This is a genomic window from Sphingobium aromaticiconvertens (genome assembly GCF_037154075.1).
Lineage (GTDB): Bacteria > Pseudomonadota > Alphaproteobacteria > Sphingomonadales > Sphingomonadaceae > Sphingobium > Sphingobium aromaticiconvertens.
The window spans coordinates 1,931,430-1,952,640 of sequence record NZ_JBANRJ010000001.1 but is presented as its reverse complement, the minus strand read 5'-3'; the positions used below and the strand labels follow the sequence as shown (position 1 = coordinate 1,952,640).

Below are 21,211 nucleotides of genomic sequence, written 5' to 3'. Positions count from 1 at the left end.
AGATCAAGCGGGCACCCATTCTGATCACCTGAACAGGACGCATCCGGAACAACATTCGGATATAAGAGTTGATCCATCCAGTTTGTTAGACACGGAAAACAACGTGATGGCAGTGGAGGGATTTCAGCGGACGCGCGTTGCGCTTTGCGCATTGATTGTGTCCTTGATACTTGCGGTTAATACGGCAGAATCTCAGGAAATCGACGCAGCCCATGTGGGAATGGATCAGATCATATCCGATGATCTTCCTGCATTTCCTTCACATATGGCCGACCAGCCTCTTGATCTTTCCTTCAACCTTGCTTCCCTGAATCCCGAGCAAACCTCGCTTGCGCCTGCGCAGATTCAAGGTCCGGCCAATATCGAAATGGTCGCGCCTACGAACGATGGCGAACGTTACAGATCTTTGGGCAGTCGGATGGGCGCGGCCAAATGGGAGGCGCTCGGCCTGTTCGCTTATATCACCGCGTCCCAGGCCTATTGGACGGATGCAACGACATCCTTCCATTTCAAGGATGAAGGCTGGTTTGGCAAGAATACCAATAATCTGGGCATCGACAAACTGACCCACGCCTTTAACGCCTATCTGTTCGCCGAATTTCTGGGCGCGCGCATTGCCCGCAAAAGCGACGACAGGGCCGCTGCCGCGCTTCCCGCCGCGATCATGGCCACAGGTCTCATGTTTTACGGGGAATTGTGGGATGCCCATAAAGTCGACAGCGGATTTTCAGTGCAGGACGTCCTCTTCAATACCGGTGGCGCGGCCTTCTCCGTCTTGCGGCACACAGTGCCGGGGCTGGAGGAAAAGCTCGATTTCCGCCTGCTGATGATGCCCAATTCCAACATCTATACGTTCAAGGGCAAGCGCCATTATGAACAGCAGCGCTTCCTGCTTTCGCTGGAGTTGGCTGGATTCGACGGCTTGAAAAATGGCCCGCTGCGTTTCGTGGAATTACAGGTCGGCTATCGCGGCAAGGACTTCACCAATGCGGATCGGGCTGCCGGAATCACGCCCAGGCGCGACATTTTCTTTGGCGTCGGCCTCAACATCAAGGAACTGTTCTTCAAGGATAGCCGCTCCCGTGTCGGCCGTGCGGTGGCTAGCGGCCTGAATTACTTCCAGATCCCCTATACGGCTGCGCATATCTATTAGCGCGCAGGGTCGCCATTTTTTCTCTCTTTCATTGGCGATTGGGGGTAGAGGCTGCGGCATGACATACGATCATCAAGGCAATATAGTGTGACGCAGCATCAGGTTCATATCATCGGCGGCGGCCTGGCGGGATCGGAGGCCGCATGGCAACTGGCGCAAGCGGGCGTGCGCGTGCGCCTCTCCGAAATGCGCGGCGCCAGTTCGGATGCGGGCGACATGACGGCCGCGCACCAGACCGATGGCCTTGCCGAACTCGTCTGTTCCAACAGCTTCCGCTCCGATGACGCCGACAAAAATGCGGTCGGCCTGTTGCATCAGGAGATGCGCTCGCTCGGTTCACTGGTGATGGGGCAAGCGGGGATTGCCAAGGTACCCGCCGGATCGGCGCTGGCCGTGGATCGCGAGATTTTCTCTGGCGGCGTGACCCGGGCGTTGGCCGAACATCCCAATGTGGAAATCGTGCGCGAACGGATCGACACGCTGCCGTCCGACGGCATGACGATCGTCGCCACCGGCCCGCTCACCGCGCCCGCGCTGGCCGCCAGCATCGGCGAGACGGCGGGCATGGATCATCTCGCCTTTTTCGACGCCATTGCTCCGGTCGTCTATTTCGACAGCATCGACATGGACAAATGCTGGATGGCCAATCGCTGGGACAAGATTGGTCCCGGCGGTGGAGAGGGCAAGGATTATATCAATTGCCCGATGAACAAGGAGCAATATCAGGCCTTCATCCAGGGCCTGCTCGACGGTGAGAAGACCGAGTTCAAACAGTGGGAAACCAACACCCCCTATTTCGAAGGCTGTATGCCGATCGAGGTCATGGCCTCACGCGGGCCGGAGACGCTGCGTCATGGACCGATGAAGCCGATGGGCCTTGACGACCCGCGCACCGGGCGCTGGCCCAACGCGGTCGTCCAGCTACGGCAGGACAATGCGTCGGGCACGTTGTGGAACATGGTCGGCTTTCAGACGAAGCTGAAGCATGGCGCGCAGATCGAACTGTTCCGCACCATTCCGGGTCTGGAAAATGCGGAATTTGCTCGTCTGGGCGGCCTGCATCGCAATACTTTCATCCAAAGCCCCAAGCTGCTGGACCCGACGCTGCGCCTGAAAAACGCGCCGCATATCCGGTTCGCGGGACAGGTGACGGGGTGCGAGGGCTATGTGGAAAGCAGCGCGGTTGGCCTGCTGGCCGGGCGCTTCGCACTGGCGGAGTTGCGGGGCGAGACGCTCACATCTCCGCCCGCCGATACGGCGCTGGGCGCGTTGCTCGGCCATATCATAGGCAATGTCGCGACCGCCGACTATCAACCGATGAACGTCAATTTCGGCCTGTTCCCGCCGATTGAAGATGTGAAGAAAAAGCAGCGCAAGGAAGCCTACACCTCCCGCGCCCGCTCGTCGCTGACGCAGTGGATGAAGGACATGGGGATGGCGGGCCTGGAAACCGCCTGATGCTTCAGCAGCGGCATTTGGCCTGCGGCTTGCGAACCGGGGCGGTTTTCGCAAACTCCTCAGGCGTCAGCTTGCCGTCGCCATTGCCGTCTGCCGCGCCAAAGCGATCCGCTGTGGCAACCGCCCACTCCTCGAACGAGAGGAGGTTGTCATTATCCTTGTCCAGCGCCTTGAACGCCTTGGTCCGGCTGCCCATCATCTCGACGCGGGTGATGACGCCATCGCGGTTCCGGTCGTAGCGGGCGAAGCGGCGCTGCTCCCGGTTTTGGGGTGAGGCTTCGCCCGGCATCGGCGGCGCGTCACCCACGGCATCGGCGTCCCCCTCCGGCAAAGGTTCGATCGCGGCCGGCGGCGGCGGGGCAAAAGCGGCGGCAGGCGTGGCCGCATTGGGCGCACGCCCCTGCCACCAGAACAGGCCGCTCGCCACCAGCAGCAGCGCCGCCATCGTTCCCGCCAGAAACCGCCCCATTAATGCCCCCCTTGCCCCATTTCATAATAGCCTAACGTCAGCCGCTATCGTCCGACAAGGGCCAGCCGCAACAGCCGGGCATAAAGGCGCGGCGTAAGGTTGCGGGGGGCCGCCCGCCCCCGCTGCACATCATGGACCGCCAGCCCGAACGCCAGACGCATCGGTCGCCATGCACGCGGCCAGTCACCCATCCAATCGCGCCCGTTGCCCGCGCCCAGAAACGTCTGCGCCACGGCAATCGCCCGCGCCGCTTCACTCGCCGATCCGACATGGCCGGACAAATCCCAAAGCGCCCAGACCGCTCCGGCCTGTATCAGCGATTCCGGCGCGCGATCTTCCCCCGCCAACGCATGGAACAGCCCACCGCCCCGATCGACACCAAAGGCGCGCAAGGCGAGGTCGTCAGGCGCGGCATCCCCCAACAACGCCTCCCACCCGTCGAGCATCGCACCAAGGCCCGGATGCCCCGCCAGCTTGGCGTCGCGCAATGCCGCCAGCAGCGGCTCTCCCCGCCCCTTCGCCCCGCTTTCGTCGGACAGGACATCCTCCCACCAGGCCAGACGCATCTGCCCGATCATCGGCTCAGTCGTCGTCCGCACGATCTGCGCCAGACGCGCGTCGAACACCCAGAGCAGCCGATGCCGTGCAGCGTCGCGGCCAGCATAGGCACTGAGCAGGGAAGGCAGGGGGACAAGTGCAAGTATATCGGCAGTCATAGTCTGCACTCTCTGCCGCCAGACGCGACGTTTAGCCAGATATTAACCGCCTCTCTATTAATGCCCCAATATGGAGTCCGTGGATTGGACGCCGTTGAGCAGCTTGGCATTCGGTGTCGAATGCGGCCCTGGGGTAATATTATGTCGGATTGCGGAGCGTTCACGAGGGGCTTTCTAGGCAGGTTGGCGCGCGATGTGCGCGGCAATACTTTGGCGATGATTGCAGCCTTCATCTTTCCTTTGCTGGGCCTCCTCGGCGGCGGCATCGACATGAGCCGCATCTATCTTACCCGATCACGCATGCAACAGGCGTGCGACGCTGGCGCGTTGGCGGGGCGCAAGATCATGGGTGGCGGCGCATGGGCGGCCGCCAATGGTCAGGCAGAAAGCACGGCAAACAGCATGTTCGACGCCAACTTCCAAAATGGCTCCTATGGTAGTGGCCCGGTAACACGCAGCTTCACGGAATCGGCAGGCAAGGTTTCGGGCGTGGCTTCGGCCCCGTTGCCGATGGCCATCATGCGCGTGTTCGGTTTTGCTTCGAAGGATATCTCAATATCCTGCGACGCGGAAATGCGTTTACCCAACACCGATGTCATGTTCGTACTGGACGTCACTGGCTCCATGGGCTCGCCGATCCCCGGTGATAGCGAGAGCAAGATCGTCGGCCTACGTCGCGCCGTGCGCTGCTTCTACGAAATCGTTGCCCGTTTGGACACCGAAGCCGTATGCGAAGGCGGCGCCCCCTCTGGCGGCACGTCGAGCGAGACGCAAATCCGCTTCGGGTTTGTGCCGTATGCCACTAACGTCAATGTCGGAAAGCTGCTGCCGTCCAACTGGTTTGTGGATACCGCTACCTATCAGTCACGCGAGATCACAACGACGACCTACGGCGTTCCCATTTCCTATGTCGATGCCAACAAGACCGATTGGAATGATATCAACTGGTCAAAAAAAACGGCTACGACCACCAGCGAAGCCCTCTGCAAGTCAACCTATACCGATCCCTATGAAATCAACCCGGCAAAGGCCGGCACGGTGATGGGCAACGGCAGGAAAGAGAGCAATGGCGGCGTGCAGGGCCAGGGCAATTGGGAAGCCATACAAAAATATCAGGATGTGCGACGAGAATTCACGAGTTGGAAAGCCGGCAACAATAACTGCGTATATCGCACGAAAACGCGCGAATATGACCGCACCTTTACGTTCAAATGGTCAACGGCTCTGGCAACAGGCGCCCTGCCTTTCAAAGCTTGGCTCTATCGTCAGGTCGCTTTCGACGTACGTAGCCTCAAGAGCGGAAATGGATGGGCAAGCCCGTCCAGCATGACGACTACAACGGCCAATAACTATGCGAACCGAACCTTCACTTGGGACGGTTGCATTGAAGAACGGCAGACCGTGCGGGCGATAAATTATACTCCGGTGCCCGATGGCGCGCTGGATCTGGATATAGATACGCCACCCGGTTTTGCCGAAGGCAGCCGCTGGAAGCCCGCGCTTGCGGAACTCATTTATCAACGAAAAGAAAATTACGACAATAGCAGTAATCGCAGCATGACCCCCATCACAACCTTCGAAAATTTCAGCACAGTCGGCGAAAGCTGCCCAACCCCTTCGACCCGCCTGGTGGAGTGGCCGGACGCGACTGCGTTCGACAGCTACGTGAGCACATTGACAGCAAGCAGCAGCACCTATCATGATATTGGCTTGATCTGGGGTGCACGGCTGATGTCGCCGACTGGTCTGTTTGCCGCAGATAATGCGACCACACCACGCGGGGGCGAGATTCAACGCCACTTGATCTTCATGACCGATGGCAAAGCGGAAACAGCGGTGGCCAATTATCAGGCTTATGGAATTGCCTGGTACGACCGCCGTCAGACTGATTTCAATGTAGAGCCGACCGATGGAAGCTCGCCCACCGCCACATTGACGCAGCAGGTCAACGCCCGCACCCAGGCCGTGTGCGCAGCCATCAGGAATATGCCTAACACGACCTTGTGGGTCATATGGTTCGGCACAGCCGACACAGCGAATGAGACTTTGTTGAGAAGCTGCGCAACTCCTGACCGATTCTTTTCGGCGCGCAGTTCGACGGCGTTGCAGACCACGTTCCGCAACATCGCGAACCAGATATCCCAGCTCAGGTTGACAAGCTGATGCGCGCAATCACGATCCGCGGCCTCGCCGCTGGTGTCCGCCGTGACACCCATGGCATTGCTGCAACCGAATTCGGGCTGATTGCTCCGGTGTTTCTGTTGCTAATGCTTGGCGCGCTCGATCTCGCTCATACGCTGTACATGCAGGGCGTATTGCAAGGCGTAGTGCAAAAAGCATCTCGCGATTCCAGCCTGGAATCCGGCACTGACGCCACGAAACAGGCTACCATAGACCAGCACATTATCGATCAGGTCCACCACTTGGCCCTCAATGCGACGGTAGATATCGATAGGCGCAATTTCTCCACATACACAAAGGCGGCGGAAGCCACGCCGGAACCCTATAACGACAATAATCATAACGGCGTATGCGACGATAATGAGCCGTTTCAGGACAATAATGCCAACGGTCGTCGCGACGCCGACGGCGGCAGTGCTGGTCAGGGCGCCACGCAGGACGCAGTAGTCCTGACCGTCAATGTCAATTATCCCCGCTTCTTCCCGCTGGACAAGATGATCGGCCTGCCCGGCACCGTCCATCTGGCCGCCAAGACAGTGCTTACCAACCAGCCTTATGGACAAAAAGCGGGCGAGCCGGTTCCGGTCGTGGGGAATTGCCCGTGACCGCGCTGACTGTTTCACGACGCCGATTGCAATGCCTGATGTCCGCACTGCGGCGTGATTGCAGTGGTGTGGCGTTTCTCGAATTCGCTCTAGCGCTGCCTTTCGTATTGGGCGCGACGATGGCTGCAGCAGAACTGACGAATTTCACGACAACCAAGATGCGGGTCAGCCAAGTCGCGCTGCATCTGGCCGATGATGGATCGCGGATTGGCACGGGCGACCTGTTGTCGACCAAGCAGATCACGGAAGCGCAGATCAACGACCTGCTGATCGGCGCTGACCTTCAGGCCGGGGCGTTGGGGCTTTACGGACATGGGCGGGTCATTCTGTCCAGCCTGGAACCCGTGGCTAACCCCAATCCTACAGACCGATATCGCATTCGGTGGCAACGATGCCGCGGCTCCAAAAGCTGGTCTTCACATTATGGCGTACAGGGCGACACCAATCTGATCGGACTGGTGTTGAATGGGCAGACATTGAAGGCCCCCGCCAGCGGCGCCATCATCTATGTGGAAGTCGCCTATGACTATCAGCCCATCATCGGCGCGCGATGGCTGAACATGGGCCCGATCGTGGAAACGGCCGCCATGTCCGTCCGCGACAATCGCGAATTTGCAGGTCCGACGGGCGGTGTCGGCATCTATAATGACACCGCCTCCACCGTCGCCACCTGTAGTTAGGGGGGGAGCGCCCGAACGCCCCCCGTATACTTACCGATAGCAAACTTTCCTGGCAGCGGCGACGACGCGGTCAGCGTCGATCAGGGCGGCCTTTTCCAGATTTGCGGCATAAGGGAGCGGCACGTCCTCATTGGTGACGCGCAGCACCGGTGCGTCGAGGTCGTCGAAGCCCTGCTCCATGACGACGGCGGCGATTTCCGACGCGATTGAACATACCGGCCAGCCCTCTTCCACCACCACCAGGCGGTTGGTTTTCTTCAGGCTTTCCAGCACGGTCACCGTGTCCAGCGGCCGTATCGTGCGAAGGTCGATGACCTCCGCCTCGATACCCTCCGCCGCCAGCTTTTCGGCGGCTTCCAGCGCGATGCCGACGCCGATGGAATAGCTGACCAGCGTCACGCTCTCACCCTTGCGGACGATCCGCGCCTTGCCGATCGGCAGGACATAATCGTCAATCTTGGGCACGTCGAAGCTGCGGCCATAGACCAGCTCATTTTCAAGGAACACGACCGGGTCGTTCGACCGGATCGCCGCCTTCAGCAAGCCCTTCGCATCGGCCGAGTCATAAGGCGCGATAACGATCAGGCCGGGAACGGCAGCATACCAGGGCGCATAATTCTGGCTGTGCTGCGCGCCGACGCGGCTGGCCGCACCGTTGGGACCACGGAACACGATCGGGCAGCGCATCTGGCCGCCGGACATGTAATTGGTCTTGGCGGCGGAGTTGATGATGTGGTCGATCGCCTGCATGGCGAAGTTGAACGTCATGAACTCGACCACCGGACGAAGACCGCCCATGGCCGCGCCCGCACCGATGCCGGCAAAGCCATATTCGGTGATCGGCGTGTCGATGACGCGCTTGCCGCCAAATTCCTCCAGCAGACCCTGTGTGACCTTGTAGGCGCCCTGATATTCGGCGACTTCCTCGCCCATCACAAAGACGCGCTCGTCGGCCCGCATTTCCTCGGCCATCGCGTCGCGCAAGGCTTCGCGAACCGTCGTCTTCACATATTCGGTGCCTTCTGGAAGGTCCGGGTCGGCCACGGAAGCGCGGATTTCAGTCGCCAGCTTGGATGTGCCGCTCTCAGCCTTTTTGGGGGCCTCGGCAGCCGGCTCCTCGGCCTTGGCTGCGGGGGCAGCCTTGGCAGCGGGAGCCTCTTCCGCCCCGTCTTCGCCCGCCATCGTGGCGATAACGGTGCCGACCTTCACGCCTTCGCTCCCTTCGGCGATCATGATCTTGCCGATCTTGCCTTCGTCGACGGCTTCGAATTCCATCGTCGCCTTATCCGTCTCGATCTCGGCCAGGATGTCGCCGGATTTGACCTCGTCGCCTTCCTTGACCAGCCATTTGGCCAGCGTGCCTTCCTCCATGGTCGGGGACAGCGCCGGCATCTTGATTTCGATACCCATCAATATTGCTCCACCAGCACGTCGGTATAGAGTTTGGCCGCATCCGGCTCAGGCGAGCTTTCCGCGAAGTCGGCGGCGGCGCCGACGATCTTGCGGATCTCCTGATCGGTCGCCTTCATCTCTTCTTCGGTCACACCCATCTCGGCGAGATATTTCTTCACGCCTTCGATCGGATCGGACTTGTCGCGCATTGCCTGCACTTCCTCACGCGAGCGATATTTCGCCGGATCGGACATGGAGTGACCGCGATAGCGATAGGTCTTCATTTCCAGCAGGATCGGTCCATTGCCCTCCTGCACCCACTTCAGCGCCGTCTCGGTCGCGCCGCGCACGGCCAGCACGTCCATGCCGTCGACCTGAAGGCCGGGAATGCGGAAGCTCTCCCCACGACGATAAAGCTGGTCTTCCGCCGACGAGCGGTTGACGCTGGTGCCCATGGCGTACTGGTTGTTCTCGATGACGAAGATCATCGGCAGCTTCCACAGCTCGGCCATGTTGAAGCTTTCGTAGACCTGGCCCTGGTTGGCCGCGCCGTCGCCGAAATAGGCGACGCACACGCCGCCATCGCCATTATATTTATGGGCAAAGCCCAGACCGGTGCCCAGCGACACCTGCGCGCCGACGATACCGTGGCCGCCGTAGAATTTATGCTCGACGCTGAACATGTGCATCGAACCGCCCTTGCCGCGGCTGATGCCAGCCTCTCGGCCGGTCAGTTCGGCCATGATGACGTTGGGATCGATACCATAGGCGAGCATGTGGCCATGGTCGCGATAGCCAGTGATGACGCTATCCTTGCCGACTTCCAAAGCGGACTGGATGCCGACCGCGACCGCTTCCTGGCCGATATAAAGATGGCAGAAACCGCCGATCAGGCCCAGGCCATAGAGCTGTCCGGCCTTCTCCTCGAAGCGGCGGATCAACACCATCTGGCGGTAGAATTCCAGCAACTCTTCCTTGGTTGCTACATAGTCGACAGGCGCTTCGGGTTTTACCCGGTTATGGTCCGCCGCAGCCGGTGCAGCCGGCTTCGTCTTGCGCGACGAAGGGCGCGGCGTAGGTGATTTCACCAAGGCAATTATCCTTTTGTCTCGGGGGTGCAGGATGGACCGCCGATATAGATCGTTATGGCGATGGATTGCAACGGCCAGCGCGGAATATCCGCCCAATATGCGGCACTTTTCACCCCTTCATCCAAAGGAATGATCAGTTGAGAGGGATGATGACCTCGTCCTGATGGACCACACCCAGTTGGCGACGGATAAGTTCGTCGCTGAGGTCCGGGTCCACGCGTCGCGGATTGAGCAGATCGACGCGATTCTTCATTTCCCGCCGCTCTGCCTGCACCTGTGCCAGATGGACCCGAGCGACGCGCAATTGCCGCGCATAGTCGCCCCACGCCAATATCCCGCTTGGCCCCAACACCGCATAGGCGGCGAAGAAGAGCAGCAGCAGGATGGCGATCGCCGGCCCAAGGGCCGAAAACAGCAACATGCGAAGTTTAGCGATCTGCGCCATAGCCTTATGAATCACAGCGCTTTTAGCGCTGCAAGCAAAAAATAATTAATCTACGGCCAATCGAGCCTGGCGCAACTCAGCGAAAGATTGAACGTCCTGCATAAACGGCGATGTCGCCCAGCTCTTCTTCGATACGGATCAGCTGGTTATATTTGGCGAGCCGGTCAGAACGCGCCAGCGAGCCGGTCTTGATCTGGCCGCAGTTGGTGGCGACAGCGAGGTCGGCAATGGTGTAATCTTCCGTCTCTCCCGAGCGGTGCGACATGACGGCGCTGTAGGACGAACGCTGCGCCAGCGAAACGGCCGCCAGCGTTTCCGTCAACGTGCCGATCTGGTTGACCTTTACCAGCAGCGAGTTGGCCAACCCCTTCTCTATCCCCATCGCCAGACGCTTGGGGTTGGTGACGAACAGATCGTCGCCGACCAGCTGGACCTTGTTGCCGATCTTGTCGGTCAGCGCCTTCCAGCCTTCAAAATCATCTTCGCTCATGCCGTCCTCGATCGACTTGATCGGATAGTCGGCGCACAGCGCGGCCAGATAATCGGCCATTTCAACAGGGCTGAGCGACAGGCCTTCGCCAGAAATCTCGTACTTGCCGTTCTTGAAAAACTCAGTCGCGGCACAATCGAGCGCCAGCACGACATCGTCGCCCGGCGTGTAACCAGCCTTCGAAACCGACTCCATGATGAAATCGAGCGCATCGCGGGTCGAGGCGAGATTGGGCGCAAAGCCGCCTTCATCGCCGACCGCCGTCGCCAGCCCCTTGTCGTGCAGACCTTTTTTGAGCGTGTGGAAAATTTCCGAACCGATCCGCACCGCGTCGGCCAGACTTTCCGCGCCGACCGGCATGATCATGAATTCCTGGAAGTCGATCGGATTGTCGGCATGTTCGCCGCCATTGATGATGTTCATCATCGGCACTGGCAGGACATGCGCGGACACACCACCCACATAGCGATAGAGCGGCAGGCCGCGCGCATCGGCGGCCGCCTTCGCCACGGCCAGGCTGACACCCAGGATCGCGTTGGCGCCCAGACGGCTCTTATTTTCCGTTCCGTCGAGCGCGATCATCGCCGCGTCGACTTCACCCTGATCCTCGGCGTCAATGCCAACCAGTTGCTCGGCAATTTCGGTATTTACGGCTTCGATCGCCGCCAGCACGCCCTTGCCCAGATATCTGGACTTGTCGCCGTCACGCTTCTCGACCGCTTCATAGGCGCCAGTCGATGCGCCCGAGGGGACGGCGGCGCGGCCAAAGCTGCCATCTTCCAGCATCACGTCAACCTCAACCGTGGGATTGCCCCGGCTGTCGAGAATCTGGCGGGCGTGAATGTCGAGAATGGCGGTCATGGAGGCTTCCCTTCGAAAGATGCAGCGGTGCCGGTCGCGCCCCGATTAGCCACGGCCTGCGCCCTTGGCAATGCAGCCTCTTGCCACGACGCAAAAAATGCCGATTGTCGAAATTGGAACGGCAACGGAACTGTAGGCGCGCGCAAACATTAGGTGTGCGATAGCTGTATGATTCCGTCGCGCAGAAGGCGACGATTTACGTCCAAGGGAGACAGATACATGGCCGACACACCGGAAGCCCCCGCAAAGCGCGGACGCCCCAAGAAGGTCGCGGCGCCCACTGTCGCCAAGCCCAAGACCACCAAGCCCAAGACTCCAAAGGCTGCGGGCACTGTGACCACCCAGACCGCCGCCGTTAAGGCAGCGCCCGTCAAGAAGGCCGCGACGCGCAAGGCGCCTGTCGCCATCAATGGCAATGGCGTGGCCGGTCACGGCTGGACCGCGCAGATCGCACCGCTCAAAGCCAAGGCTGAAAAGGCCGCGCACGCCGCCGCCGACAAGTTCAACGAAGTTGACTGGAAGTCGCATATCGATCCGCTGAAGGATCAGGCGACCAAGACAGCCCTGTCCGCTGCCGGCATGGCAAAGGACAAGACCGGCACGGCGATGCAGAGCCTGGCCAAGCTGATTTCCGACACCGCCGGAACGGTCGATGCAAAGCTCGGGCCGCAATATGGCGACTATGCGCGACAGGCCGCTCAGTCTGTGGCGGGCGCCGCAGACACGCTCGATAGCAAAGATGTCGATCAGTTGATGACCGAAGCCCGCGACTTCGTGCGTAAAAGCCCCGCGGTTGCGATCGGCGCGGCAGCGGTCGTCGGCTTTGTCCTGATGCGGCTAGCCAAGGGTAACAGCGAGGATTGATTGCGTGATCCAGTGCCGCAAGGCAACGGGTGACAAAACCCGGCGGCATTGCCATGTCCGCCGGGGCGGAGGGCGAATGTGAACGAAAAAACAGGCGATCCGTTGGCCCCGCCGATGGCACCGGACGAAGCGGTGCTGGACGAAGCTGGCCCGGACGAGAGCGCGCCAAACGAGACGGTGAGCGAGAGCATCGCTCGCCTGCTGGCTGATGGTCGCGCTTATGTCGAGGCGGAGGCTGACCGGCAAAAGCTGCGTGCGGGGATCTTCACCAAAGGTCTGCGCGACGCCGCGATCCTGGCGGCCGTGGCCGTGATGCTGTTGTTCGGCACTCTGGTGGCAGTCCTTATCGGCCTCATCATCGCCCTGTCGCCTGCCCTGACGCCACTGGGCGCGACAGGGGCGGTATTTGGCGGCGCGATATTGGTGTCGCTTGTTCTGCTGCTGCTGGCGAAGGCGCGCATTTCCAGAATGAAGAAGGCGGCGAAGGGATGAGCGACAATAGTGAATATCAGGACGCCTGCGCCCGCGCCCTTGCTGCCCGTGCGCAATTACGAAACAGCCTTTGCGCCGCGAAAGCCCGCATCACCCCCGCTCGGCTGAAGGCAGATGTCCGCAGCAAGGCCGTGCAGAGCATGGTCGATACCGGCCACTCCATTCAGGCCGCCGTGCAGAAACGTCCTGTGGCCGCAAGCGCCGCCGGAATCGCGTTAATCGCCTATCTGGCACGCCGTCCGCTCGGGACACTTTTCCACCGCCTGTTCGTTCGTTTGCGTGACGGGCGCGAAGACCGCCGCAATTCGGAGACTGACCATGGCTGACATCCAGACACAATTGAACCGCGTCCGTGACGCTGCCAACGACATTGCCGAAACGGCGACCGAAAAGCTGAAGGACGGCACGTCGCGCGCAAGAGAAGGCGTGGACCGCGCCCGCGAAGGCGCTGGCAGCCTGATCCAGTCCAGTCGCGACAAAGCTGGCGAAGCCACGGACAAGGCAGCCGCAGCCTATAGCGAGGCGAAGGACAGAACGCAGCGCGTCGCCGCCCGCGCGAACGAAATCGTGCAGGAGCATCCGATCGCAGCCACAGCCGCTGCCGTTGCGGCGGGCGCGGTCATCGCCTGGATGTTTCCCAAGAGCCGCAAACTCATGAAGGCTCTGCCCGCCGTCGCCAGCACTATCGGCACCCGCGCCATCGAAGCGGCCGTCGCCGCGCGGACCGCTGCCGAAGATGGGGCGGGCGCCGCAAAGGCGAAGGCCAGCGAAGCGCTTGCCGCCGCACGCGACGGTGCATCCACGATGAAAAATAGCGCACGCGCGTCCGACCTGACAGCCAAAGCGTCGCACCTCGCCGAAGATGCCATTGCCCTGGTCAGTGAAAAAGCGAACAGTGCTTTCTCAGCCGCCAAGAGTGGTGCGACCACGGCAAAAGACAGCGCGCTTAAGGCTGACCTCACGGCAAAGGCGTCCCACTTGGCAGATGAGGCCATCGCTCTGGTCGCGGAGAAGGCGGGCGCGTTCAGCGATGCCCTTAAGAACCGATTGCCTAAAAAGTAATCGGCGCGGCGCAGAACGCATCTGCAATGCAGTGACGGACGCTTGGAATGCCGCTGTCCGGCTGCTAGTCCGGGGAACACCGCTGGCAAAAGGAAAACAAGCACCGTGAGCAAAATGCATCTGGTGATGGGTGGTCGCGTGAAGAACCCGCAGACCCTTGAGTTCGAGGATTTGAACGCCGTCGATTTCGTTGGCGTGTTCCCTGATTACGCGTCGGCAGAAAAGGCTTGGCGCGGTGCGGCGCAGCGGACCGTCGATGACGCCGAAATGCGTTACGTCGTGGTACACTTGCATCGTCTGCTGGAGCCAGAACTGCCCGACACGACTGCCTAACCATGATCATCAGGGCGCGCTTCGGATTGAAGCACGCCCTGATTGGTCCCCGCCCCTAACGTAAGGGCTGCGGAGGATTGCGAAAGCGCAATCGCAACAGCGGACGCGTCAATAACAGTCCCGCCACAAATCCCCCGATATGCGCGGCGAAGGCGATGACGCCCAAACCACCCTGCCCGCCGCTCGTCACCAGCCCAACCATCAATTGAATCGCGATCCAGCCTGCCGCCAGCCATAGGATGCGAACGATATTGGCCGAAATCGGACCGATGGCACGCACCTTCTGCTGGCTGTATAACAGCGCATAGGTACCGATGATCGCGGAAATCGCGCCGCTCGCTCCGACCATCGGATTGGTCGAGCCAGGATCGATCGCCCATTGCGCCAACGCGGCGGCATAAGCGCCCACGGCATAAAGCAGCAGCGTCAGCCAGCGCCCCAGCACGTGCTCAACCTGTTGCCCACAAAAGAGCAGCATCAGCATATTGAAGCCGATGTGCAGCCATCCACCATGAATCAGCGTGCAGGTCAGCGGCGTCAGCCAGAATGGCACTGCCGCCAGCCCCGCCAGCAGGTCAGGATCACTAAAGCGCGCGGGCAATACCCCCGCCAGCACGGCAGCGTTATCGATCTGCCCGGCCCCCAACAGCAGCAGGAAAGCGGCGAGGGTCGCGATGGCGATCCATCCGGTCATCGTCTGGAAGAACGGACGCTTCACCGCCTGCTATGTCCTTTTTTTGCTCCTTCGGGATGCATGCCCGACAAGCCAGCGAGCATTCAGATGAACGCGATCTTATCGACCAGGTAGAATTTGTCGCCCGACGGCACTGTCACTTCGACCTCTTCGCCGACCTGGCGACCGATCAGGGCACGGCCCAGCGGGCTATTATAGCTGATCATCCCGGCCTTGGCATCCGCCTCCGCCTGACCGACGATCTGATATTTCACCGGCTTTTCGTCTTCGTCTTGCAGAGTGACGGTCGCACCAAACACAATTTTGTCACCCGACAGGGTCGTCGGGTCGATGATCTGGGCGCGCGACAGCTTGTCCTCCAGGTCGGAAATCGTCGCCTCAACCTGGCCCTGCCGTTCCTTGGCCGCATGATATTCGGCGTTTTCGGACAGGTCACCATGCGCGCGCGCTTCCTCAATGGCATCCACGATCAGTGGCCGTTCAGCCTTGAGTTCGCGGAGCTGCGTCATGAGCTTGTCATAGCCCATTTGCAGCATCGGCATCTTCTCAACGGTCGCCATCTTGCAAATCCTTCGTCAAAACTTCCCTTTGACGGCCCGCCCGATATGGGGGCCGCCCGCAGCATGTATCCTGTGGTGGGGTTCAGGCTTGCGACAGGGGATAATAGGACTGGAGCGCCCGTACTTCAAGGGCGTGGCCACGCAAAGCCTCGATCGCGTCTACCGCGGCGACACTTGCCGCCGCCGTGGTGAAGCTCGCAACCTTCTGGCGCAGCGCGCTGGTACGGATCGCCTTGCTGTCCTTGAGCGACTGCCAACCCTCGGTAGTGTTGAAGATCAGGGCCACGTCGCCGTCGGTGATCTTGTCCACGATATGCGGGCGCCCTTCGGCAACCTTGTTCACCGTCTCTACGACCAGACCGTGGGCCGCCAGATAGTCAGCCGTTCCCCCGGTTGCAATGACATGAAAGCCCATCTCCACCAGCTTGCGCGCGGCAGGCAGGATCACAGGCTTGTCGTCATCCTTTAGCGAGATGAACACCGTACCACTGGTTGGCAGGATGGTCCCTGCGCCAATCTGCGCCTTGGCAAAAGCCGTTGCGAAATCACTGTCAATTCCCATGACTTCACCAGTGCTCTTCATTTCCGGCGAAAGGACAGGATCGACGCCGGGGAAGCGACCAAACGGGAAGACTGCTTCCTTCACCGCGACGTGATTGATCGCATTGCGATCGATCTTTGGCAGATTGACCAGCTTCTCCCCCGCCATCACGCGCGCGGCGATCTTGGCGATGGGCGTACCGATCGCCTTGGCAACGAAAGGCACGGTACGGCTCGCGCGCGGATTGACTTCGATCAGATAGACCTGCCCGTCCTTGACGGCGAACTGGATGTTCATCAGGCCGCGCACATGCAGCGCGCGCGCCAGCACATCGGTCTGCCGCTCAATCTCTGCGATGATGTCCGCGCCAAGGCTATAGGGCGGCAGCGAGCAGGCGCTGTCGCCCGAATGGACGCCCGCCTCTTCGATATGCTGGAGCACGCCCGCGACCACGACATCGTCGCCATCGCACAGCGCGTCCACGTCCACCTCGACCGCATCCCGTAGATATTGGTCGATCAGCACAGGAGAATCGCCCGACACCTGCACGGCGGTGGTGATATATTCTTCCAGTTGCGCCTGCCCGTCGACGATCTCCATCGCCCGGCCACCCAGCACATAGCTGGGACGCATCAGCACCGGATAGCCGATGCGGTTGGCGACCGCGATCGCCTCTTCCCGGCTGCGCGCGATGCCGTTGGCGGGCTGAAGCAGCTTCAGCTTGTCGATCAGCGCCGCAAAGCGTTCACGATCTTCGGCCAGGTCGATGGCGTCGGGGCTGGTGCCCAGAATCGGGATGCCCGCATCTTCCAGCGCCTGCGCCAGCTTGAGCGGCGTCTGGCCGCCAAACTGGACGATGACGCCGACCAGCGTGCCGTTGGACTTTTCAACGTCCAGAATTTCCAGCACATCCTCGGCCGTCAGCGGCTCGAAATAGAGGCGGTCGGACGTATCATAGTCCGTAGAAACCGTCTCAGGATTGCAGTTTATCATGATGGTTTCATAGCCGACTTCTTCCAGAGCGAAGCAGGCATGGCAGCAGCAATAGTCGAACTCGATCCCCTGTCCGATCCGGTTGGGACCGCCGCCAAGGATGACGACCTTCCTCCGGTCGGTCGGCGCGGACTCATCCTCCGGCTCCCCGAATATCGGCGCTTCATAGGTCGAATACATATAGGGCGTCTTTGCCTCGAACTCTGCGGCGCAGGTGTCGATACGCTTGAACACCGGACGCACGTTCAGCCTGTGGCGCAGGGCGCGCACTTCCTCTTCGGTCACGCCGCCGGTCATCGCCTTGACCGTTTCGTGGATCAGGCCGGAACTGCGCGCAATGCCGCGCTCCATGCCGCGCAGGTTCGCGGACTTGAGCGCCAGCCAGGCCAGCCGCTTGTCGGAAAAGCCCATGGACTTGAGCCGCCGCATCCCTTCGGCATCCTGTGGCAAGCCATTGCCCAATACCTCGCCCTCCGCGTCGATAATCTCCTTTATCCGCTCCAGGAACCAGGGGTCATATTTCGCGATGGCGTGGATTTCCGCGACGGTCAGACCTTCACGAAGGGCTTGCGCCGCGACCAGCAAGCGGTCAGGCGTCGGCTGCGACAGAGCGGCGACAATGTCATCACGCGGCGCGCCGACCAGATGATCGACCTGGTTGAAGCCCGACAGGCCCGTTTCCAGCCCACGCAGCGCCTTCTGCATGGATTCGTGGATGTTGCGGCCGATCGCCATCACCTCGCCCACCGACTTCATCGCCGTGCCCAGCAGCGGTTCGGCCCCCTTGAACTTCTCGAACGCGAAGCGGGGGATTTTGGTCACGACATAGTCGATCGTCGGCTCGAAGCTGGCGGGCGTCGCGCCGGTAATGTCGTTAGTGATCTCGTCGAGCGTGTAACCCACGGCCAGCTTCGCCGCGACCTTTGCGATCGGGAAACCGGTGGCCTTCGAGGCCAGCGCGGACGAGCGTGACACGCGCGGGTTCATTTCGATCACGATCAGGCGGCCATCCTTCGGATTGACCGCGAACTGAACGTTCGAACCACCTGTTTCGACGCCAATTTCACGCAGCACCGCAATGCTCGCGTTGCGCATGATCTGATATTCCTTGTCCGTCAGCGTCAGTGCTGGCGCGACAGTGATGGAGTCGCCGGTATGGACGCCCATCGGATCGACATTCTCGATCGAGCAGATGATGATGCAATTGTCCGCCTTGTCGCGAACGACCTCCATCTCATATTCTTTCCAGCCGAGCAGCGATTCCTCGATCAGAACCTCGGTGGTCGGGCTGGCGTCCAGCCCCTCCATGACGATCCGCTTGAACTCGTCACGGTTGTAGGCGATGCCGCCGCCTGTGCCGCCCATGGTGAAGCTGGGACGGATGATGGACGGCAGGCCGGTAAACTCCAGCCCCTCCAGCGCCTCTTCCATCGTATGGGCAATGCGCGAGCGGGCGGATTCCAGCCCGATCTTGTCCATCGCGTCGCGAAACTTGATCCGGTCCTCGGCCTTGTCGATGGCTTCGGCATCCGCGCCGATCATCTGCACGCCGTATTTTTCCAGCGTGCCGTCATTGAACAGCGCCAGCGCCGTGTTCAGCGCCGTCTGCCCGCCCATCGTCGGCAACACCGCGTCCGGCCGCTCCTTCTCGATGATCTTCGCCACGATTTCAGGCGTGATCGGCTCGATATAGGTCGCATCGGCCATATCCGGATCAGTCATGATCGTCGCCGGATTGGAATTGACCAAGATGATGCGATAGCCCTCTTCCTTGAGCGCCTTCACCGCCTGCGTGCCCGAATAATCGAACTCGCACGCCTGGCCGATGATGATCGGGCCAGCGCCGATGATAAGGATGGAAGAGATGTCGGTGCGTTTGGGCATTAGAATATAAATCCGAAATATGTGGCGATAAGAGCCAACAAAGCGAGCGCCGCAGCGCCAACGACCGCACCAGCTGCCTGCTCACCTATCCAAGTAAGCGTCCCAATAGCGCGCTGGACAATATTTGAGATGCGAACGACAGGTTGTTCCAAAATATGGGCCAGTTGATCAACTTCCAAAATTGCTATCTTTCGATCTTCATCTGACATGTCACCAATATCGTTGCTATCCGCGATACGTTTTGAAAGGTCTCTGGCCTCAGATACAATTTCTTTTAGCTTAGGGTCATTGTCATCCAGCGAAACTACACGATCCGATGCAGGAATGAGTTTGGCTTCCACAAAACCATCCGCAAGACTTTGAACACCAAAATCACGATATTTCGATAGGCGAGAATTATCGTCTTTCAGATCTTGCTCAATCCTTCTTGCGCCATAAGGCAAAAGTGTCAGCGAAGGTTTTTTCCCAAAAACATTAATCGTATCAATGAATTTATTGTTTATCTCTAGCTCTTTGAGTTCCTCGAGTTGACGAGCCGCGAGAGAAACAAAACTGGCGGTGACACCACTGCCTATTGCGTCAGCAATATATAGAGGTTCGATATTTACTAAACCATCAACTGCAACGGCTTGATAAAGCTCGAAGCGGACACATTGTATCACATCGTCTAACGGCAGAACTCTACTCAATGCACGCCCCCTGTCTCGGCCTCGCAACCCCAGCCGTCATATTCGACGCCGCAGAGGATTTCGATCTGGAGGCACTTTTTCGTCAGGGCGCGGATCGAGTCTTCGTCGACCGCCTGCTCGGTTTCGAGGAAAAGGTAGAGGTCGCCCTCATCATCCTGTTCCCGGTCCAGTTCGACGAAGCCGAACTGACCGGCGATTTCCAAAACCCGGTCGAAATCCTTGTCGGAGCCGCGAAAGCTCACATCGACGGCGCGGGGCGTGCGGGCCTTGTCGCCATTGGCGGCGAGGTTGGCGAGGACTTGCTTGTCCGCTTCCCATTCCTCTTCCAGCCGGACGGGGTCGACCTGAGGCAGCTTGATGCTCACTTCAATCCCTCCACAAACCGTTCGAACAGATAGAAGCTATCCTGCGGCCCCGGCGAAGCCTCCGGGTGATACTGGACCGAAAAGGCTTGTCTGTCCGTTAGTTCCAAGCCAGCATTGCTACCGTCAAAGAGCGACACATGGGTTGGCCGGACATTGGCTGGCAGCGTGTCGGTATCGACCGCGAAGCCGTGATTCATCGAAGTGATTTCGACCGCACCGTCCGACAGGCGCTTGACCGGATGGTTCGCGCCACGATGGCCCTGATGCATCTTCAAAGTCTTGGCGCCGACCGCCAGCCCCAGCAATTGGTGGCCAAGGCAGATGCCAAAGATCGGCACATCGCGCTCCAGCAGCGCCGCGATCACCGGCACGGCATAGGTGCCGGTCGCGGCCGGATCGCCCGGACCGTTGGAGAGGAACACGCCGTCGGGCTTCTGCGCCAGCACCGCCTCCAGGCTGGCGGTGGCGGGCAGCACGGTCACGCGCGCCCCAGCCTTCACCAGATTGCGGAAGATATTATTCTTCGCGCCATAATCTATGGCGACGACATGGGGACGCTCATCCGCCGCTTCGCCCAGAGCATAGCCATGGCCCAGCGTCCAAACGCCGTCCTTCCACAGGCGATTGTCCTTGCCGGTAACTTCGATGGCGAGGTCCATACCCTCCAGCCCCGGCCACGCCTGCGCCTTGGCCACCAACGCGGCCATATCGAACTTACCCTCTGGATCATGCGCGATCACCGCGTTGGGCGCGCCCTTCACCCGGATCATCCGTGTCAGCGCGCGGGTATCGACACCCGAAATGCCGATGCGGCCATTGGCCTTCATCCACTGGTCGAAGGGTTCGACATTGCGGAAGTTGCTGGGTTCCGTCACGTCCTGCCGCACGACGCAGCCCAGCGCGAAAGGCTTGTCCGCCTCTACATCGTCCAGATTAGTGCCGACATTGCCGATGTGCGGAAAGGTGAAGGTGACAATTTGCCCGGCATAGCTGGGGTCGGTCATCACTTCCTGATAGCCAGTCATGGCGGTGTTGAAGCAGACTTCGCCCACTGCATCGCCGATGGCGCCGAACCCGCGGCCGAACACCGCGGTTCCATCGGCCAATACCAATACCCCTGTTGCTCCTTTGGGCACGGTGAGGGTCTTGGCGTCAGCCATGGCGGTGCGGTCCTTCTTATGCTTTTGGCGGGA

Annotated in this window: 22 protein-coding genes; 10 read left to right on the top strand and 12 right to left on the bottom strand. The window is 60.3% G+C overall.

From position 1 onward, the window contains the following. The first annotated feature begins 265 nt into the window (after positions 1-265). Together WFR25_RS09255 and trmFO are read left to right on the top strand one after the other, a co-directional pair. Entirely contained in the window at positions 266-1,153 is an 888-nt protein-coding gene (locus tag WFR25_RS09255; RefSeq protein ID WP_336970378.1) for a DUF2279 domain-containing protein, read from the top strand. Positions 1,154-1,240: 87 nt separating this feature from the next. Further along, entirely contained in the window at positions 1,241-2,611 is a 1,371-nt protein-coding gene (gene trmFO, locus WFR25_RS09250) for a methylenetetrahydrofolate--tRNA-(uracil(54)-C(5))-methyltransferase (FADH(2)-oxidizing) TrmFO (protein WP_336970376.1), read from the top strand. 4 nt (positions 2,612-2,615) lie between these two features. On the opposite strand, the gene WFR25_RS09245 is transcribed toward trmFO, so the two are convergent. Both WFR25_RS09245 and WFR25_RS09240 read right to left on the bottom strand, forming a co-directional pair. Continuing rightward, entirely contained in the window at positions 2,616-3,080 is a 465-nt protein-coding gene (locus WFR25_RS09245) for an EF-hand domain-containing protein (protein WP_336970374.1), read from the bottom strand. Positions 3,081-3,124: 44 nt separating this feature from the next. Beyond that, positions 3,125-3,796, bottom strand: coding sequence for a hypothetical protein (locus WFR25_RS09240; RefSeq protein WP_336970373.1), 672 nt, complete (start codon positions 3,794-3,796; stop codon positions 3,125-3,127). Between the two features lie 183 nt (positions 3,797-3,979). Here WFR25_RS09240 and WFR25_RS09235 point away from each other — a divergent pair, with 183 nt between their 5' ends. From WFR25_RS09235 to WFR25_RS09225, 3 genes are read left to right on the top strand one after another with little or no spacing between them, the layout of a single operon-like run. Beyond that, positions 3,980-5,959 (top strand): Tad domain-containing protein, encoded by a 1,980-nt coding sequence (locus tag WFR25_RS09235; RefSeq protein WP_336970372.1) that lies wholly within the window; start codon positions 3,980-3,982, stop codon positions 5,957-5,959. After that, the gene (locus WFR25_RS09230; protein ID WP_336970370.1) at positions 5,959-6,582 is read left to right on the top strand and encodes a TadE/TadG family type IV pilus assembly protein; all 624 of its coding nucleotides are present in this window, start codon (positions 5,959-5,961) and stop codon (positions 6,580-6,582) included. Before WFR25_RS09235 ends, WFR25_RS09230 begins: the two co-directional genes overlap by 1 nt. A gap of 38 nt (positions 6,583-6,620) precedes the next feature. Further along, complete coding sequence (locus WFR25_RS09225) at positions 6,621-7,262, top strand: TadE/TadG family type IV pilus assembly protein (protein ID WP_336970368.1); 642 nt, start codon at positions 6,621-6,623, stop codon at positions 7,260-7,262. Between the two features lie 30 nt (positions 7,263-7,292). Here the strand turns inward: WFR25_RS09225 and WFR25_RS09220 are convergent, their stop codons facing one another. The 4 genes from WFR25_RS09220 to eno all read right to left on the bottom strand — a co-directional run bounded on the left by WFR25_RS09220 (position 7,293) and on the right by eno (position 11,541). Continuing rightward, positions 7,293-8,672 carry a pyruvate dehydrogenase complex E1 component subunit beta gene (locus WFR25_RS09220; protein ID WP_336970367.1) on the bottom strand — a complete coding sequence of 460 codons (1,380 nt, stop codon included), beginning with the start codon at positions 8,670-8,672 and terminating at the stop codon, positions 7,293-7,295. Next, positions 8,672-9,745: a pyruvate dehydrogenase (acetyl-transferring) E1 component subunit alpha gene (gene pdhA / locus WFR25_RS09215; protein WP_336970365.1), complete on the bottom strand. Its 1,074-nt coding sequence runs from the start codon at positions 9,743-9,745 to the stop codon at positions 8,672-8,674. Before pdhA ends, WFR25_RS09220 begins: the two co-directional genes overlap by 1 nt. Positions 9,746-9,878: 133 nt before the next feature. Continuing rightward, positions 9,879-10,190 (bottom strand): FtsB family cell division protein, encoded by a 312-nt coding sequence (locus tag WFR25_RS09210; RefSeq protein WP_336970363.1) that lies wholly within the window; start codon positions 10,188-10,190, stop codon positions 9,879-9,881. Between the two features lie 76 nt (positions 10,191-10,266). Further along, positions 10,267-11,541, bottom strand: coding sequence for a phosphopyruvate hydratase (eno, locus tag WFR25_RS09205; protein ID WP_336970361.1), 1,275 nt, complete (start codon positions 11,539-11,541; stop codon positions 10,267-10,269). Positions 11,542-11,760: 219 nt separating this feature from the next. Between eno and WFR25_RS09200 the strand changes: the two genes are divergently transcribed. The 5 genes from WFR25_RS09200 (at position 11,761) to WFR25_RS09180 (ending at position 14,292) form a co-directional block, all read left to right on the top strand. Then, entirely contained in the window at positions 11,761-12,405 is a 645-nt protein-coding gene (locus WFR25_RS09200; protein WP_336970359.1) for a hypothetical protein, read from the top strand. 78 nt (positions 12,406-12,483) lie between these two features. Further along, on the top strand, positions 12,484-12,897 hold the full coding sequence (locus WFR25_RS09195; RefSeq protein ID WP_336970357.1) for a hypothetical protein: 414 nt from the start codon (positions 12,484-12,486) through the stop codon (positions 12,895-12,897). After that, positions 12,894-13,223, top strand: coding sequence for a hypothetical protein (locus WFR25_RS09190; RefSeq protein WP_336970355.1), 330 nt, complete (start codon positions 12,894-12,896; stop codon positions 13,221-13,223). The genes WFR25_RS09195 and WFR25_RS09190 overlap by 4 nt, the downstream gene beginning before the upstream one ends. After that, positions 13,216-13,959 (top strand): hypothetical protein, encoded by a 744-nt coding sequence (locus tag WFR25_RS09185; protein ID WP_336970353.1) that lies wholly within the window; start codon positions 13,216-13,218, stop codon positions 13,957-13,959. Before WFR25_RS09190 ends, WFR25_RS09185 begins: the two co-directional genes overlap by 8 nt. Positions 13,960-14,064: 105 nt before the next feature. Beyond that, the gene (locus WFR25_RS09180) at positions 14,065-14,292 is read left to right on the top strand and encodes a DUF4170 domain-containing protein (RefSeq protein ID WP_336970351.1); all 228 of its coding nucleotides are present in this window, start codon (positions 14,065-14,067) and stop codon (positions 14,290-14,292) included. A 55-nt stretch (positions 14,293-14,347) separates the two neighbouring features. Here WFR25_RS09180 and WFR25_RS09175 read toward each other — a convergent pair whose 3' ends face one another. The 6 genes from WFR25_RS09175 to carA form a co-directional block, all read right to left on the bottom strand. After that, entirely contained in the window at positions 14,348-14,986 is a 639-nt protein-coding gene (locus WFR25_RS09175) for a rhomboid family intramembrane serine protease (protein ID WP_336974801.1), read from the bottom strand. Positions 14,987-15,069: 83 nt separating this feature from the next. Then, positions 15,070-15,546, bottom strand: a complete 477-nt coding sequence (greA, locus tag WFR25_RS09170; protein ID WP_336970349.1) for a transcription elongation factor GreA — start codon at positions 15,544-15,546, stop codon at positions 15,070-15,072. Positions 15,547-15,628: 82 nt separating this feature from the next. Beyond that, positions 15,629-18,964, bottom strand: a complete 3,336-nt coding sequence (gene carB, locus WFR25_RS09165) for a carbamoyl-phosphate synthase large subunit (protein ID WP_336970347.1) — start codon at positions 18,962-18,964, stop codon at positions 15,629-15,631. Continuing rightward, positions 18,964-19,653 carry a hypothetical protein gene (locus tag WFR25_RS09160; protein WP_336970345.1) on the bottom strand — a complete coding sequence of 230 codons (690 nt, stop codon included), beginning with the start codon at positions 19,651-19,653 and terminating at the stop codon, positions 18,964-18,966. Before WFR25_RS09160 ends, carB begins: the two co-directional genes overlap by 1 nt. Next, positions 19,650-20,018 carry a ribonuclease E inhibitor RraB gene (locus WFR25_RS09155; RefSeq protein ID WP_336970343.1) on the bottom strand — a complete coding sequence of 123 codons (369 nt, stop codon included), beginning with the start codon at positions 20,016-20,018 and terminating at the stop codon, positions 19,650-19,652. The genes WFR25_RS09160 and WFR25_RS09155 overlap by 4 nt, the downstream gene beginning before the upstream one ends. Further along, positions 20,015-21,178, bottom strand: coding sequence for a glutamine-hydrolyzing carbamoyl-phosphate synthase small subunit (carA, locus tag WFR25_RS09150; RefSeq protein WP_336970341.1), 1,164 nt, complete (start codon positions 21,176-21,178; stop codon positions 20,015-20,017). The genes WFR25_RS09155 and carA overlap by 4 nt, the downstream gene beginning before the upstream one ends. Positions 21,179-21,211: the final 33 nt, after the last annotated feature.